Consider the following 18,198-nt stretch of genomic DNA (forward strand, 5'->3'; position numbering starts at 1 on the left):
CACCCTATTTGTTTACACCCTATTTGTTAGACATTTTTTGAAGTGTCGTGTATAGTCATTCCCATCAAAAACACCAGTAATGAATCCGTACAGCCAAAGTAGCGATCTGACGCCAAGCTGCCAGAACGCTATTTATTGATTTTCGAGCAACAAAATGTACACGCATGACAAGAACAAACTCTTTGCAGCATACCTGAGACAGAAAGCCGTCAAATCTGAAGTCGAAAAACAAGAAGCCGATGACTTGCCTGTCGTCGATCGCAAAGAACCAAAATACGTCCGTGTCTTTGATACTGACAAGATTGAAGCATTCGCCGAGCAAAATGGCCGTAGCAGTAACTCACGTATAAATTCCAAGCGCTTGCTCGGTCATTTAGAGGATACAAACGGATATTTACCACTTGTCGAAATTCCGAAAACGATAATTGGCGACCTTGAAGAATTGAGCAATCGATTCCCTAACTTCTTACAAGTCATCGAGTATTACAAACAAGAATTTGCACTAGCCAAGCTTAACGATTACCGATTGAGCCCAAGGGAGAAAAACTTGGCTAAGGGGAATTTAGGCATACGAATAGTTTGTATGTCCGATTTGCATAATATCCCCCTTGATTTCACTGTCCCTGATGGGGACATACTGATTATTGCTGGTGACATATGCGGAGTCGGAAATAAATCTGAACTCGACGATTTCGATGCTTTTCTTGCGCTGCAATCCCATTCTCTGAAACTTGTCGTCGCCGGCAATCATGATTGGGTTTTCGCGCTGAGCACTCCAGCGGAATCCAAGATGTTGTTGAAAAACGCTATTTATCTAGAAGACGATGGCGGCGAGTTTTTTGGATTGAAATTTTGGGGTTCTCCTTGGCAGCCTTGGTACCTAAATTGGGCATTCAATCTTCCAAGGGGCCAGAGACTGGCTGATGTCTGGGCAAAAATACCTTCAGATACAGATGTTTTGATTACTCATTCGCCGCCCTATGGAATTTTAGACGTCGTGTACGGTGACAATGTTGGCTGTGAAGATTTAGCAAAAGCACTGAAGCGTATACGACCGAGATTGCATGTTTTCGGGCACATTCACCAAGGCTATGGAATGGTAGAGCGTGATGGAACAATCTACGTCAATGCTTCGCTACGTAATGAAAAATATTGGCTCGTTAATGAGCCGATTGTTGTTGACCTATAAAAATATTACATTGGATTATTGGAGAAAGTTATGACTCTTAATACGCCGGACCGGTGGGTTGTGGTTGAATTTAGAGAGCTTGAGAACGAACCTGTCCGTAAAGTTTTGGCTGGCTGGTACGGCGGATATGGCGGCTCAGATAGTTGGAAGCTATCTTCTGGGATAACTGAAATCAAAGAACATGCCGATTGCTATGAATTTAGTAACGTGTCAGGTAGCGTTTATCGATGCAACAAGCGAGCGTATGGCATGAGCGGCATAATGAACGAGAATTACCAGTATTGGTCGGCTTATCTTAAAAGTGAAGAGCTAGGGTCAGTAGAGATAGTAGAGGATTACGAGCCGACCGATTTATAGCAATTCGCGCATTCCTTTGCGCGATGCTGCTCTAGAGAGATTAATGCTGGACGTCAGGTCTGCATGTTAAATGCAATGTCGACGCAGCGCTTAGCAACCTATGAGCAAACAAATGCAATACAGTCGCATCTTGCTGGGTTAAATCGTCAAAATTGCATTCTTCGCTAGCAGCGATCATCTGATCAAGTGCTTCTTTAAATTGTATTGCTCCCCATTGTTGGGCGTTAAGCTTTTTTGGGTTAGGGTTAGCAGAGGAAATGTTATTGTCGGTCATCTTTACACCAGATTTTGTTTATGTTAAGAACCTCTATTATAGGCGGGCCAAGGTGGTTTGACGGCTGCGTCGTCGAAACGTGAAAAAAATTTTTTGGCGCTGTAATTGGATGTCAGTTGGTGGGGCGTGTGACGTTTTAGAATAACGGTTTTTGGCAAAGATGTACGTTGGGGGACAGCGGTGGATAGGCTTTTTTTGGGGAACTTGGCTTTCGTTGATTTTGCGCTAACGAAAACTCAAGCTCGAACACTCTATATGGCTATCACTCTTCCATAAAAATTCGCTGATTCTTTCAATAACGATGCCAAGCGCTCCATGCCTGGCCCAGCAAAGTCTGAACGGGTCACAATCAGATATAGAGGTATTTCTCGGATCGCACCTTCTTGCAAATGAAATGGTTTAATGAAACCGGACACTTCTCACCATTTTTTGGCTTGCTAACCCAATCACAATTGTTGATAGACATTGATTCTTGTTTTTTGTCTGTCAGGCGATTAGTTGATGATGTGTTGATTGGCATAATACCAATCGACTGTTTAAAAACAGTGATCAGTTCCTGTTTTTCATTTTCTGGGAGAGTTTGCCCTTCGTCGTCAACTAGCTCTTTAGTCTCAAAAATGCGGTTTAGTATGTCGTTATATACAAGATTGACATAAATGTCGTTGGCTATTGAGTTTCTATTATCTTTCATAATCGGTTTGCATTATAAGTTATCCATACTTATATTATATGCAAATTATGATTGATTGTTAATATATAGATGATAAACTATTATCAATATTTTATTGATACATGATAACTTTTTCGTCGTGTATTTTGTTCTGTATCTAAGCTAAACGCCTTGATTGAAATAAATTTAAATTCTTAGCAAGAAAACTTTGCGTAAATCATTAGAGCTCTAGTTGTAATTAGTGGCTTATCAACATTTGAAAATAGCATAATAAATCACTAGCGCATCGTCATCCGTCTCATTCGGATAAAAGTCAGAATACAAAAAACATCCAAAACTACTGAATAAGCACACTTAACCGGACATATTAATATTATCGCTACCGTAATGAAAAATGCATATTTGAGTACCTATTAGAATTATCCTCTGTAATCTGTGCATTTTTGACTATATTTTCGATAATATTTTCAATTTTCTCATCGCTGATTCCGTGCAATTCATCTGAAGTTACTACCTTGTCAAAATCGTTTTGATCCTCATAAATTTTACGCCGTTTATCCCAATCTTTCATATAAGACTGGCTAGTAACTCGTCCTAGATGTTCCCAATAAATTACCCGATTATCCATAAACCGAATTACAAAATCAGGATGTATATCAAATGGCTTATCAACAACTTGATAGGTTTCTTCATAAGCAAAAGTGAAATTGCCATGTCGGGCCTGTGCTTCTAACAACTTTCTATAAATAATGTACTCAACCCTACTTTTTACTATTACACCTTCATCAGGAGCATACGCATAAAATTGCCCCTTCTCCGTGAATAGACTTGTTCGCCGCCCAAAGACTGCGCTTTTAGACCTGATCTTATTGAAAAACTCAGGAGCATCCGTTATGCCATTGCCCTGTTGAAGGAAAATAGTAACTTTATTCTTTGCACGCGTAAACGCCGTATAAAGCAATTCACGCGACGTAAATTGCGCTTTTCCGGGCAACACAATGAATACATGATTGAACCCGCTGCCCTGTGATTTATGCACAGTTATTGCGTAGGCAAGTTCAAGCATGCTTTTAGTGCGTAGCGAATCTATACGAATAGCTTTTTCGTTATCTACGAAAAATACTTGCCCATTGTTGAGAATGGCTCCAAGTGAGCCATTTGAGACTAATAACTCGTTACCATTGTATTCGTTCTGAGTATGCATGACCTTGTCAAATATCTTGAAAACAACATCACTGCTCTTACGCTCAAACGGCACATTGGGCCTCAAGTGATCCTGAAAATGGATGTTGAGTCCTGATGCTCCATAATATCCACTTCTATATGGTGAGAGAACCTGAAATCTTTCGAGCTTACTGGGCTTTTGAAATGAATTTTCTATTCCTAGAAAACTTGGTAACTGATCTGGTCTATAACCTTCGATATCTAATAGATTTCTAACTTTAGCTGCCAAACTGCTCTGTAATTCCTCACTGGTTCGCCAAAAAACCAACTCAAGGGCGTTGTTACAAATATGACCCTCTTGCGCTGTTTGGGATAAAAATCCTTCGGCAAACTTACTTTCATTCGCGAAAATTCGAGTAAATCCAATGAATTCATCACTCATCTCTGCTCGGCAATTGACTTCTAGCTGAACAATATAGTCATTGTAGGCACCCGGTTTCTCGGCCATCATATCAATCACATCCGAAAACGGCTTGCCAAAACCAATTGGTGGAAGTTGATTAGCATCGCCGACAAGAATTAGTCGCTTAAGGTTCTTAGTATCAATACTTCGCAAAGTCGCTGCGAATTTCGGTAAATCTACCATCGATGATTCATCAATAATCAGATTGTGAATAATACTGGTGGCTGCTTGCGCCTTAGCTTTTTCTTGTTCAATTAGAAACTTATCGATGGTTTTTGCATTAATTGACCGAATTCCTTCTTCGTTATTTTTCAATCTGATAACAGCCTTGCCTGTCAACGAAAGTACGACATGTGTTTCGTTATGAGACCTTAGGAAGTCAATAATTTTAAGCAACTCAAAGGATTTTCCTGCACCAGGGAATCCAGTTATAACAAAAAATGATTTACTTGCAATATTGCTGTATAAACGCTCTCGCTCTTCTCGGAAAAGCGTTTGATCGAATCTATCCCCAATTTTGTTACGAAGTGATTCGATCGAATCCGATAAACCGGCTTCAAGCGATTTAGCAGAAAGATTATGATCATCACGATCAATAAGATTCGTGACGAAGTCCCTTATGAAAACTTCATCATCATATAGTTCTTTCAAATAATAGTTGTTTTGGCCATTAACTTTTCGAATGACTAACTTTTCACGAAAGAACTGATCCACGATTTTATCTGGATCAGCTAGGTGCTCTTCGATTAAATAAGGAGTATCGGTTTTGTAAAATAACGAATATGATTCCGCCTGTTTCGTTATCTCCTTGACATCAAGAAAACAGTCGCCTGTTGTTTCGCGATTTAGCAAAATCTGGATAACTACCGATCGTAGTCTTCGTTTATCGGTTGGATGGAAGTCATGAAAACCTTTAATGCGCCGCTGATACTTAGCAAGCGGCATCAGGCTAATATCGATTTTAAATAGATCAATCTCCCCATCGATTTTCTCTCCAGAAAGCTCATCTTCAGTTTCCTTTCCAGGCTCGTACTCTTCATAAAGAAGATATAGGTTTTGACAAATTGAAGACAATTTATGGTGAATACCTTCTTTCTTACTAATCCGGCTGAATTGATGCGATGTTAGATTTAGACTTGCAAGACGGAGAATATCTTCGCTACTTATTGACTGCTCCCTCATAAAGTCTTGAACTTCTGTCAATAAATCATCGAATTCATCAGTCAATGAGTTCGAATTACCGTCAAGCGCATCACGAAAATCGGTTACAGTCTCTTGTTGAGCTACATCAATGGCATCAAAAAGTTCATTTACCTTTGCAGAATAGTGCTCCCTAATACCAGGGATTGCTAAAAGCAAGTTCTTGAGACCTGGCAAGTATCCTCGCTTATTCCAGGTAAAGTTGATTAAATCATCAACTTTTAAAAGTTGATATTCAGTCTCTGATTGATCGACAAATCCATGTCCCAATACAGTTAGTAAACTTCGACGAATTTTCATCAATAGGTAGATTGCCTGATCATCATCAATATGTTTGGCAACGAATGTAAAACCATCTCTTAATTCTGGTTCATCAATAGTTACTGCGATATCATTAAGAAAATCTTCCGAAATACCGCTTCCCCCTGCGGTAAGCCTGTCCAAGTATTCGTGATACGGAATCCTGATGCCAGTACCTTCGAAGTCCAAGGTGTAGCGTAGAGCCCAATTCATTGAAGGAAAATTGGGTTGCTTAAGTTCTTCTGCTTTCTTAGCGAGTTGTTCTCTTGTTATATCGAAATATTCCGGCTTACCTTGATCTGCAAGAAGAGCGCAACCAGTTACCAGATACTTCATATCTTCGCCGGAGATCGGATTGCTATAATTACAATAGGTGAAGACTACGCTCTGAGCAGGTTTTATGTCTCTTTGAAAAATTCTAATTCTGTTTTCAAAAATCTCTTTTGGATAGTAATTGCCGTATTTTTTCTTCTCTTCTGCTAAGCCTTTGACGAACGCCAATTTGAATGGCCAGGAAATAAGGGAGTAAGGTGGTAGCTCCTGTTTAATTTTTGGAAAGTCTGGTGCTACAGGATTCTCATGCTGAAAGTTAAGGCTATGTTTTCCGAACAGGTTTATAGACCAAAAGCAAGGGGGCTGATACTCACCTAAATTAGGCGAATCTGACTTGCATCCAGCACAATTTGGTTGATTCTCGATTTCTAAAACTCGCAGACGCCGAATTCTCTCGGAAAGTAAGGAATACTCACCAATGCAAAAATCATTGCTTTCTGGATGCTTACAGATATTCCCATTCCACTTATCGTCATGCCATGCTGTTCTCAGGCAAAGATGTTTTATATCAATATCTTGAGAATCTTGGCTTGCATACAACTCAAAATTTTTAGCGGCATGTCCTGTTTGTTTTGTTTCAGTGTTATAAACTAGATTGTATATTCTTTCTAGTTGTCGCAACTGTTTGAAAGATGGCATACCGCCTGATTTGAGCTTTTGTGCAATTGAGTAAGCAATGCTCTTATCTATACCACTTATAGCTTGATTCTGAGATATATTAAACACTTCCTGGAAACCGATTTTTTCCGCCCATTTTTTTAATTCTTCGTAGTTTCTTTCCATACTAATATTGTTTTATCCGAAATTTCAAATTAATGTAAGCTGCGCGCATCTAGCTTTTGGATTGTATTAAAGGTAATCCCTTAACCAACATAGGCTCCAATGCGTTAGTTTGCTACCAATATATTAACTATCCATCAAACAAAGCTATCCTACTATTAAATCTGGCGCAAAAAACCAAGCCGAATTTTAGACGCTCACTGTATTTAATTTAGTATCTCTTGAAAAAGAGTTAAAATTTATCTCAATTGATCTGAAAAATTGAAATTGCATCAAAAATCATGGGAGCATTCACAGTAGATTAATGTTTCAATCAATCCTTAAATTACACCCCAACCACCCTAACACCACTCCGTCCGCCACCAAGCTTTTCCACTACAACCTTGGCTCCAATCCTTTCGACAAGAATTGGCACATGCGAAATTACGCCGACTTTTCTTCCTAGTGCTTGTAACGTATCAAGGCTAGCAATCGCTATATCGAGGGTTTCAGGGTCAAGACTGCCGAAACCCTCGTCAATGAAGAGTGATTCAACTTGTGTTTTATTCGACGAAAGCGAGGCTAACCCCAATGCCAAGGCTAACGAAACCAGGAAACTTTCCCCACCTGACAGGCTATGAACGCTGCGGACATCATCGGCCATGTCGCGGTCAATAATTTGCAGTTCTAGGTCGCTACCAGGCACCCGCTGTAATACGTAACGTTTGGCAAAATCTTGTAAATGTTGGTTGCTATAAGTTAGCAAGGCTTCCAGCGTAAGGCTTTGAGCGAACGTGCGAAACTTGGCACCGCTTTTCGATCCGATCAATTCATTGATGCTTTCCCAGCGTTCCCAGGTTTGCTGTTGAGCATCCAATTCAATTTTTAATTGCCGCCCACTTTCAAGCCGTTGGTCGTCCTCTCGAATACGAATTACGATTTCTTCCTTTTGACTGCTTAGGGTCTGCTTTTGCCCTTGTAACTCGCCGGATAATTTAAGGGCATCAGCTTCTGGTACAGCTGCGCTTTGCTTTTGATGTTCTTGGCGATCGGCTGTTTTAACTTTCAACAGAGCTTCGTTTTCCTTCAGCGACTTTTCAAGGTTCTGCAATGCAGCCTTTTGCTCGGCAATCCAAGCATCGTCCTTTCGCAGCAACTCCTTTAGTTGTGGTAACTCGACACTGTGTTTATGCAGCTCCTTCTCCAAAGCAATTCTGGCATTTTCAAGGTTGCCAACCCGTCGATCGGTTTCAGCTTGCCAATGAAGCAGGTTTTGTTTTTGGGTAGCCAATTCGGTTTCTGCTGCACTGACATTTTGGCTTGCCTGCTGAACGGCATTTTTTGCCGTCGATACGTTTTGTTGACTCGTTTGCTCATAGCTATCAGCCGATAACGGTTTGCCGTCAATCATCGGCAAAAGGCTAAGTCGCTCTTGTTTAAGTGAGTCTAATTGTTTGCTTTGAGAGTCTAATTCGGTTTTTTTATTGTCATGTTGAACTTGGCTTTGTTCAACGCGCTGAGCTGCCAATTTTGCTTCGTGTACAAATTTATCAAGCGCTTTTTGGGCCTGCTCCAATTCCTGCTCGGTGTGTATTAACTGCGCTACCTTTCCAGACCAGTCTGTTCTGAATTCCGTTATGGAAGCCTGTAGCGCCACTTTCCAGTTTTCAACTTCATTGAATGGTGTCGCCAACAGAATGAGGATAGTCCCCATTTGATCGTCAAATGCCTGAATACTGGTTTCGAGGTTAGTCAACTCAGTTTGATTCTTGGCGAACTGTTTATCCAGATTGGTATGCTCGTCACTCAGCTTCTCTTTGTGAAGCTTTACTACATCAAATAAGCCTTGCTCCGCTTTGATCAAGGCTTGCAATTCCAACGCAGATTTTTCCTGAGCTTTGACTGTTACCAAGGCCGATGTGATTCCGTCTAGTTGGGCTTGAAGTGCTGGTAATAGCTGATGATCGGTAATCAATAAATCTGGTTTATTGGGGACAATCAGCTGCGACCATTCTTGGCAATATTCATTGAGCTTGGCTTTGGCTAAACCGAGCTTTTCGGTTAATTCTTGTTTCAGTTGGTTGGCAAAGCTGATGCTTTTGTTGAGTTCAGCAATTTTGGAAACTAATGTTTCGTTAGTTTTTTCCAAATCCGCCACACGTTGCTGCTGACCAGCAATTTGCTCATTGCCAAAACTTGGGTGATCCTTCCAAGGATGCTCTAATGCGCCACAGACAGGGCAATGCTCGTTATCTTGTAATAACGTGCGGAATTGTTCGGCACTTTTATGATTGCTTGCCTCAATAAGCGCCAAAGCCCTTTTGGCCTCTATCAGCGCGATGCTGTTTTCAGATTGTTGCTGTGTAGCCTGACCAAGGTTTTTAATGTTCTCATCAACTGCTTTCTCGTTTAACTGCAAGCTTTCATTGGTCTGCTGAATGGTCGTCGATGTCTCCAATGCATTTTTTACCAGCGCTACTGCTTTTGATATCTGATCACGCTTGGTCTCGAAATCCTGTTTCGAATGCAGTAGTTCTTCGAGTGAATGCAGTGCTTCCTGACTTTTAAGTTGATTTAGCGTTTCCGTGTGTTGATTGAGCTTTCCATTATCCTCGGCAATCGCGGTCGTTAATTCATCCAGTCGTTGTTGATCGGTCGCAATTGCCTTATTCAGTTGTTCAGTCTTATCTTCGGCCTCGGCTTTTTGGGTGCTTAGCTTCTGGTAACGGTCAAGTTCGGATTCCCAGCGGCTCCATTCTTTGGCGACCACTTTTGTTGCTGCATTTTGTGCCATCCATGCAGTGAGTTTCTCCAGCTTTTCTGTTTGCTCAGCCTGTTGGGCTAATAACTTTTTGTGATCTGCATTGGCTTGGTCATAAGCGTTTTTCAGTTGCTCTTCTTCAGTCGTCAAAGAATCAACAGTTTTTTGAATTACGTCGATACGGGTATCTAAAGCTCGCACTTGAATCAATAAGGGCTGAGCCTGCTTTTGTTGCTGTTCAGCGGCGTCGAATTGATCAGATTGGGTTTTTAAAAGCTCTTTAGCGTTTTGTAGCTTGGACTCAGCCGCTTGCTGCTGTTCGGAACTGGCGATTTGTTTTTGTTGGGCATCCTGATGCTCAGCTGTCGCGTTTTCAAATTGAGAAACTAAAGGTCTTAGGGGTTGTATGGCTTCAACTGTTTGCAACAACTGCCGGTCAGGTTCAGCATTATTCCAAGCGGTTTGGCTTACATTAAAATCAGTCCTGGCGGTTTGCTCAGCTTCTTGAAGTTTTTTGAGCTTTACGTACCAGTCAATAATTTTTTGGTTACCTTCGATTTGCTTGTCTAGGTCGGCCAGTTGATTAATTAATAGGTCACGCTGTTGCTCGATTTCTTGCCGAGCGGATGCCTCAAGAGGGATTTGATTTTGTAACTTTTGAATGATTTGATTTAGTGCATCTTTTTCGTCGCGGGCTCTATCGAATGCTGCAATCGACAAATCCGAATATATTTCGGTGCCGGTGATGCGCTCAAGCAAACTTGAACGCTCATCTTTTTTGGCTTTCAAGAATGCCGCAAAGTCGCCCTGTGCCAACAGCACGGAACGACGGAATTGCTCAAAACTTAAATCGATAAGATCGCTAATGGCTTCAAGGGTACTTTTTTTGCCTTGCCCAATAATTTGGCCAGTGGCTATGTTCGTCAGCTTAACGTCTTGGGATTGAAGGCGACCATCGACTTTACCCCGTGCCTTAGTTACTTCCCATCGTGCCCGGTATTGCTGTTTATCTTTACCAATAAAATCGACTTCAGCGAAACCGCTGCTGGTACCCTTACGGAGAATAGAGCGGACATCAGTGGTGGTAACGCGAAGGTTTTCATCTTCATCTTTATGGCCGACAGCAATTCCATGGCCATCTGGTAAGCGAGGAATTTTGTCATAGAGAGCTAAGCATAATGCATCCAGAATGGTGCTTTTACCGGCACCAGTCTGTCCTGTAATGGCAAATAAACCAACTTGAGCCAGTGGACCGTCGTTGAGAGAAACCTCAAACGGTTCAGCTAAGCTGGCTAAATTTTTTCCTCGAATGGCTAAGATACGCATGTTATTCGTCCACCTGAATGCTTTCCAAGAGTTGGTTAAAGAGGCCTTTTATTTCTTCAGGTGGATGGGAGTCATATTTGTTTTGGTAGCAACGTTCAAAGACATCGAGGGGTTGGAGTTCTTCGAGGCGTTCTTCGATTTTGATATCCGCTAAACTTTTTTCGCTGCCTGTATAGGCGGTGCTGATTTTTAACAAACGTATGGGAAGCTGCGCTATAGCTTCTTCAATTTGCTGGCGAAGACTTGGCTCAGGTTTATCAAGCCTGATTCGCAATTCCAACAGAGGTCTTTGATCAATAGGCAAATCGTCCAACTTTAAGCATTCCAACTGCTGGATCACCTCAGGTAACGACGCAAAATCTTTACCGTTGGGGATTCGCAATAGATCGAGACTACGCGGTATCTTTAGGGCACTAATCTCAGCTAGTTGGTCGACCTTGATATCGACTTGAAGCACTTGATGGTTATAGTCGGATTCGTCAAAAGATAATGGTATCGGCGAACCGCTGTATCGAATGTGCTGGTTTCCACCAACCTGCTGGGCTAAATGCAAATGGCCCAACGCAACATAAGCAATGTTTTCAGGGAACAGCTCAAGAGGCAAAGCATGTTGGTTACCGCCCAGTATTTTCCGTTCGCTCAGTTCAGATACGGCTCCGTTAACCATATAGCAGTGGCCGGTAAGGATCATACGGCCATCTTGCCCAGCTTTTTGGGATAGTTGGTCAACAAGTTCGGCATATAGGGACTTCATGCCGAAAATTAATGGGTCTGACTCATCATTATTTGTTGGCAAATCAGCGTTCCGTAAAAACGGCATGGCTCCGCACCAGGCTCTAATCTCACCAGCTGAGTTAGTTAAGGGCACAAGTAATCGAGCCCAATCGATATCGCCGTCCTCATCACGAGTCAGTCCGCCAACCACATGCACACCAAGCGCATTTAATATTGGTTCAGGTGCATCTAATCTCGATGCAGAGTCATGATTTCCGCCGACCAAAATGATAGAAAGACCCGGTAGGCTTGTTCTAGCCTTAACCAAAAAATCATAGAGCTGCGCTTGCGCAGCAGCAGGGGGATTTGCGGAATCGAAAATGTCACCGGCAACAATTAAAACATCGGCTTCATTTTGTATTAATGCATCTAAAAGCCAGTTCAAAAATTGTTGGTGTTCGAAATGGCGAGAAACACCGTGGAGTTGATGGCCGAGATGCCAGTCTGCTGTGTGTAAAATCCTGAGCATTAATTATCCTTTGTAAACGACAGACGCTTACGAGCATTTATTCATCTTTTAAAATCCTTGATGCCAAGAATTATTCAGCCATAGCTTTTAACAAGGCATCCCTGGCATCCGAATAAAACTGAATATCAATTTTGGTAGCCATTTCGTCTGACAGATCGAACAACTGGCGTCGACAAGCAACTGGCATCAACAAAGCAGTAGCCCCTTTTTCTACAGCAATTTCGGCAATACTAACTGGATTATGAATCGGCTCAATTGAGCCGCCGAGATTGATTTCTCCAGCAATAATAAGCCCGCCACGGACACTTTTTCTCAAAAGAGCTGTACATAACGCCACTAACGAGCCAACACCCAATTTTGCTCCTGATTTCGATGCATCAAACGCTCTGAGTTGAACAGTAAATTCATGATGCCTTGGGTCTTTATCTCCCACTAACTGCATTGATCTCGCATAAAGGTTTTGCTCTGCAAAACCCATGCTTTCTCGGAATGCAGGTGGAATTGGTTTATTTAAAATTTTGACACCGCTACCAGGTCCTTCATTGACTTCAATTCTGTACAGCCCAGGATTTTCATCACCACCACCCGGACTGATAGCCCATACTTGACCAGGCTCAAGAGGATCGCCCCCGATACTGTTTTCACTTTGTAACTCTGGTGTCGAAACGAATTTTTCTACGCCATCAGCACCCATCACGTAGCTGAAGTGGGTATTTCGAAACTCTGCGGAACCAATGCGTTTCTGTTGTTCTTTTACTCGTCTTCTCGCTTCCATGGCTATACGAATCGCCCATTCCAAATCCTCTTCGGCAACCACACTTTCACTATCTGGATAAAGCAATTTCAATAAGCCACTGACCGTTTTATTGACGGCATTGGTATCCCGTCCCGACAACGCTCCACCCAAAAAAACCCGATTTTGTAGCGCACTCACGCGACTTTGGTTACGCAATTGACTCCAACACTCTGATAAAAAGTCACTAACCAGACCGAAATGACTGGTTAGAAGGTCTTTATTGATCTTTGGAACATCCCATCCGGGCAGATAAGCATGAATACGGTCCATAAATGCAGTATCGTCACGCATCTCTTGCGGCATTGGGCCAAATAGATGACCTATACGCTGTTGATGTTCAACATCGACATCAAAGTTACCGACCAAAACGATGCTACCGTCAGCACGAATACTTTCCTTGCCACGACTGAACTCACCAGATTCCATATAACCTTTCATGATGTTCACGCCGTCTTTCTGGTCAAATGAAATTCCAGACACTTCATCAAAGCAAATGACATCGTACTGGCAAACCAAGCCGCGTTGGCCTGTCCCCATGTGTACAAACATGCGGGCAACGGTAGCCTTCCCCCCCGAAATCAAATGCGCATAGGGTGAAATCTGTTGAAAAAGATGGCTTTTGCCGGTACCGCGTGGCCCCAATTCGACCAAGTTATAGTTACGCTCGACGAATGGCACCATACGAAGTAGCAGTGCGTTTTTCTGTCTTTCAGACAAATTGACGGGCTCTATACCGATCGACCTGAACAGCAAGTCTTTCCACTCTTCGGTAGTAAAACTTTTCCGAGCATGAGAAAGCGCATCTAATACGTCCCGTTTCGACAATTGAATTTCACGCAACGATTCAACACCGAAAGGGCGACCATTGCGTTCTTGAGCGATTGCAGCATCATAGCTGACCGTAATCTCAGCATAAAAACCACCCGTCAACATGCGCTCATGTTCATTGACCAATTCGGAACTGATTCGAACGTCTGTCAGTTGCAAGCTTGGTAACGTTGCTAAATAAGAATCGGTCCTAGCATCCAATCTAGCGGTAATCAGATCAATGATTTTAATATCGCCATTTTCGCGGGCTCGCGCTTTGAAAAGCTCTTCTTCTCCAGCTTTTATGGTTCGTGACTTTAATTGACGTTGAACAATTTCTAGTCCCTCGTCGATTTCATCTTGATTAACACTGGCGCAATAACGACCCAACAGAAACTCGACCACATAAGTTGGCACCGGAAATTGACGGCTGAATGTTCGAACCAAATCCTTCCTGACTAAATAGCCCTCAAGCTCAGAAGCTGCCTTGCGATCTATCGCATCCAATTCAACCATGCTTAAACTCCACCAATCACTGTATCCAATTGCGCTTGTAAATGTCCGCTTTCATCAATCAAAACCAGAAAAGCTTTTTTACCGTCGAGTTCCTCATTTTCCACGACAACGGAAGCTGTGCCATTCTCTCTGATTGGCTTTATGGCCTGCACTAGGCTTGATGAGGCGTCTGCTGCCGATTGCCGAATGTCGAGAAATAAACCATCAAAAGTTCCTTCAAGTGTTACAGTACACCGTAAGCCTCTCCAGCCAATATTAGTCACCTCAAGTTTCATTGATGATTGACTACTGTTTTGGCTGACTGTGAGTTGCAATATCAAACATTCCTGCAAGCTCAAGCCGCCGTGAACATATTCCTCGCCATTTTTGAAACAGCTGATACCGTGAGCTAATACAAAATTGTGGTAGGGATTCCAGAACCAAGCATAGAGTGCGTGTTCCGTTGATGTTCCTGGCTTTAAGCAAGCACACCGCCCCCATTTGTTTTCGGTTAATGCGCTGGATAACTCAATTTTGGGTAACCCACCCGGCATTAATAGCCAACCATGATCGGTAACGACGCGAACGCTTTTCCAACCGGCAGACAACAGCGCCTGAATTCGATCGGTGATTTCTTTTAACAAACCATCCAAATGTTTGGCGAGCTTCCAACCCCGATCATGTCCTTCATGATCAATATCGCCAAATTCACACCACGCATTGCCAGTACCGTCACCACAGTCGGTACGTTCCAAAATCTGCCAACCACTGTCTAGCAGTAATTTTTTTAGATGGTAGCCACCTTTGAGTGACTGACCCGTGGCACTGACGCTTGGCTCAAAATCGCTATTGCCGTCCTTACCACGAATTTTTTCTCTAACCGGTGCAGCAGCGGCTTTTCCGGTAGCCGTGACACTCGGCAAGGCAGACCACATCGATTGTTCTTCAACATGTAATCCACGTTTAACCAAGCGATCAACTAAGCGTTTAGCAGCATCGAAGCGCAAGCCATCGACAAACAAAACGCATTGTCCGTCAGGATAAGCAATGGGTTTTACCGTATCGATATTGCCGCCTGGATATTGAGATAAGGCAACTTGGGTTTGCAAATAGCTTGCGCCCTCATCGAGCCAAGGCAAATACAGTGCGCGAATGACCACAGAAACGGCTTTCAAATCAATGGCTGTATCAACGCTGGATAACACACGCAACACTGCGTCATCCACTTTCCAACCCACTGTCTGGTAAGCAGCTAACAACTCATCGAATGTGCCTACGGCCATGCTGTTTTGGGTCAATTCTGCAAGCAGCAGTAATTTTTCCAAAGCCATCGCCAATGGTGCCTCATTCAATTCAGCCCAAATAAGTTGACGACGTTGTCCATGAAAACCTTCTAGCTTCAACAGTTCATGGCGAACAGACTGTGGCAATGCTCCTTCTAATGCTAACAAACTACTGCGCAGACTATGCTCTTCCAATTCATTCCATTGTGGCCAGCCACCGAATGTTGATTCATTGTCGAAAATACCCGGACTCGGCATCTGACATTTTCTGATAAGCACGGGAATATTGGGATACTTTCTAGGAGCCTCACAATAACGTTCCCATACCCCTTGCCATGGTCCGGCATGATTAGCCAATTTATCAGCACCTGCCAATACGCCTTCTTTGTCTGGATTGAAGGTCAACTGAGATTTACAAATTTCCACAAAACCCAACCATTCATTTTCCTGTCGGGTGGTCTTGAATGCCGTTTCATCATTCAACCACTGCAAGACCTCTTTTATGGGGTCACCACCTGTCAATAAGGTATTGAAATAATCTCTGTTGAGCGGCTTACCTTTTAGGTAATCGGCATCGACCTGCAATAATCGGGGCAAGGCTAATTGCATCGCCGTCTTAGTGTCGGCATCCTGTGTCACATTAAGGCCTAAACCACCTTGATCGGAAACCAAGAACGCCAGTATCGTCCAATCCTTAGCGTTGACCTGAGACCAAATCACCCCACGATACTGTAACTCGGCCAAAGGCTTTAAAAGGTCGGGGCAATTTTCAACAGCGCGCAAGTCTTGGCGACTAACGCCCGGCAAGTAGAGAATGGGGATAGTTGGTTTAGTCGCAGGGCTTTCCGTATTATCAGTGATCATGCACCGTAACCAGATTGCCGGTCCAGTCCGTTTATCTGGAACGAAATCACCTAATATCCATAATTCCGGCAATTCCGTCTGGAGCATAGGAATGATAGCTTCCCACTGCCGATCACGATCAGGCCAAAGAATACAGGCAGGAGCGACTTGTATTTCTGGATTGAAAATGGCGGCGCTTCGAACCGCTTTGATTAAAGAATCGATGATTTTCATGCAATCAACGGAGTTCCCAGTTATCCGCTAAAACATCCAGCAAGTCATTTTGGCGTGTCTTGACTATTTCAGGTGTCCATTCATCGGTTTTTAAAACTTGTGTCGTCAAAATATAGGATGAGACACCTTGTTTACCGCCAAAGTAGGCTGATTTTTTCTTGGCAAAATCGTAATTCTGGGCCTGTGAATTTCGTTTTTGCGTCAGTGGTACAAGATTCGCAATACGATGAACCCAATCATCACGTAATTCTTGGTTTGGCCAAGTTTTCTCCCATTCACTGCCGGGACTAACGGATTGGGGCAGTACGTGTTCAATCGTCAAGATACTGGGATCATAGGTAGCGGCAGCATCCGACAAGAAGGCGTCTAGACGTAAAATCAGATAATTTCGTCTTCTTGCGGTCAACCAATAAATCTTGCCATCAAGGCACGCATTCATTTCCGCTTTTTCGTTGTCTGTTAATTCAATGGCTTCAATAGGAACATGTAAAGAATGCGGTTGATGTAATGCGTCCAACACCAATGCATAACGCTGAATGCGATCATTCACATTTTTGCCGCTGATATGCATATAGGCGGCCAGCCGTTCCAATTTTTTGAAAAACCAATAAACGTATTCTGGTTCGTTTTTCTTTTGTGCAAGGAACAAAATTGCAGGCGGCAGCCAGTCTGAGTTATCAATACGATTGAGCCATTTCAACAAGGAATTGATGTCGGCGGCATTGGTCGTGGAGATATATTGGCAGTTCTTGGCAACAAGATAGGCCTCTGCATAAGGCTCAATGACCTTGTTAACCAAATCAACGGCTGATGAGGCCACCGGCAACACATGCTCCTTAAATTCCTCTAGCAAGGTGCGTTTTGCCTTGGCTTTTGCATAGATCATCCGAATATGACCAAACAGCTCGGCAAAACCATTACGACCAGTTTCAACCTCTAACTCTTCCCACTTATCGGTAAATTCTTCCTGCATCGATGCCGGAATATTTCCAATCACATTCGACTTGATAATGTCTGTCGGTAGTAGGTCAAGCCCGCGACTATTCAAGACAGAAAACACGCGGAAAGCGGACTGCTGACTAGGCGTTGAAACGGCCACCAAAAAACAGCGCTGAACCAGAAAAGCGCCAAACGCACACAACTGCTCTATGTCATCCCCAAAGGATGTTTTCAATCGTTCCAATAGCAGTTTCGCATTGCTTTGAATATTTCTTTGAGCTTCATTATTTAACTGAGCAGGATCGTAGCTGAGTAATTTTTCAAATTGCAGTGACTGAACATGATCTGCAAAAAAGCCACTGTCTCTTTCTCTCAGGGTTAAACGAGGCTTAGGTTTTAAACCCTGCGAGGCGCGACCTGGCTCACGGATATAGTTTTCGAAGTCTGCTCGGAGTTCGCCTGAAAACTGGGCTGTCAAAGCGGAGAGCAAAATAGTCAATGTGGTTAATCGTTGTTGCCCATCAATCACATCGGCGCGTGGCTTCGTTTCCTCTTTGATCAATACGATGCTGCCTAAGAAATAGGTATCTTCCGGTTCCCGCAGAAAAAAATCATAAAGATCGTCAAAAAGCTCAGATGCTTGGTCAACTGTCCAGGCATAAGGCCGTTGATAATTAGGAATGATGTAATCAAAGTCCGAACTGAAAATTTTTGCTAGTGGATATTCCGCTCCACTGATTTTTTTGCTCATTAAAATATCCT

The 18,198-nt window shown here is 42.9% G+C and carries 10 protein-coding genes; 2 read left to right on the forward strand and 8 right to left on the reverse strand.

Features of this window, described 5'->3' with window-relative positions; genetic code table 11:
* Positions 1–154 precede the first annotated feature (154 nt).
* Positions 155–1,189 (forward strand): metallophosphatase domain-containing protein, encoded by a 1,035-nt coding sequence (locus ACWAU0_RS19825; protein WP_458137659.1) that lies wholly within the window; start codon positions 155–157, stop codon positions 1,187–1,189.
* Positions 1,190–1,219: 30 nt separating this feature from the next.
* Complete coding sequence (locus tag ACWAU0_RS19830; RefSeq protein ID WP_458137660.1) at positions 1,220–1,546, forward strand: hypothetical protein; 327 nt, start codon at positions 1,220–1,222, stop codon at positions 1,544–1,546.
* Between the two features lie 40 nt (positions 1,547–1,586).
* On the opposite strand, the gene ACWAU0_RS19835 is transcribed toward ACWAU0_RS19830, so the two are convergent.
* From ACWAU0_RS19835 to ACWAU0_RS19870, 8 genes are all read right to left on the reverse strand, one after another.
* Positions 1,587–1,820 (reverse strand): hypothetical protein, encoded by a 234-nt coding sequence (locus ACWAU0_RS19835; protein WP_458137661.1) that lies wholly within the window; start codon positions 1,818–1,820, stop codon positions 1,587–1,589.
* A 349-nt stretch (positions 1,821–2,169) separates the two neighbouring features.
* Complete coding sequence (locus tag ACWAU0_RS19840; RefSeq protein WP_458137662.1) at positions 2,170–2,511, reverse strand: hypothetical protein; 342 nt, start codon at positions 2,509–2,511, stop codon at positions 2,170–2,172.
* A gap of 358 nt (positions 2,512–2,869) precedes the next feature.
* Entirely contained in the window at positions 2,870–6,733 is a 3,864-nt protein-coding gene (locus ACWAU0_RS19845; protein WP_458137663.1) for an AAA family ATPase, read from the reverse strand.
* 322 nt (positions 6,734–7,055) lie between these two features.
* Positions 7,056–10,796 (reverse strand): AAA family ATPase, encoded by a 3,741-nt coding sequence (locus tag ACWAU0_RS19850; RefSeq protein WP_458137664.1) that lies wholly within the window; start codon positions 10,794–10,796, stop codon positions 7,056–7,058.
* Between the two features lies 1 nt (position 10,797).
* On the reverse strand, positions 10,798–12,039 hold the full coding sequence (locus tag ACWAU0_RS19855; protein ID WP_458137665.1) for an exonuclease SbcCD subunit D C-terminal domain-containing protein: 1,242 nt from the start codon (positions 12,037–12,039) through the stop codon (positions 10,798–10,800).
* Positions 12,040–12,109: 70 nt separating this feature from the next.
* The gene (gene brxL, locus ACWAU0_RS19860; RefSeq protein WP_458137666.1) at positions 12,110–14,158 is read right to left on the reverse strand and encodes a protease Lon-related BREX system protein BrxL; all 2,049 of its coding nucleotides are present in this window, start codon (positions 14,156–14,158) and stop codon (positions 12,110–12,112) included.
* A gap of 2 nt (positions 14,159–14,160) precedes the next feature.
* The gene (gene pglZ, locus ACWAU0_RS19865) at positions 14,161–16,497 is read right to left on the reverse strand and encodes a BREX-1 system phosphatase PglZ type B (protein ID WP_458137667.1); all 2,337 of its coding nucleotides are present in this window, start codon (positions 16,495–16,497) and stop codon (positions 14,161–14,163) included.
* A gap of 4 nt (positions 16,498–16,501) precedes the next feature.
* Positions 16,502–18,187 carry a DUF262 domain-containing protein gene (locus ACWAU0_RS19870; RefSeq protein ID WP_458137668.1) on the reverse strand — a complete coding sequence of 562 codons (1,686 nt, stop codon included), beginning with the start codon at positions 18,185–18,187 and terminating at the stop codon, positions 16,502–16,504.
* Positions 18,188–18,198: the final 11 nt, after the last annotated feature.

The organism is Methylomonas sp. Uni0009 (genome assembly GCF_054188105.3).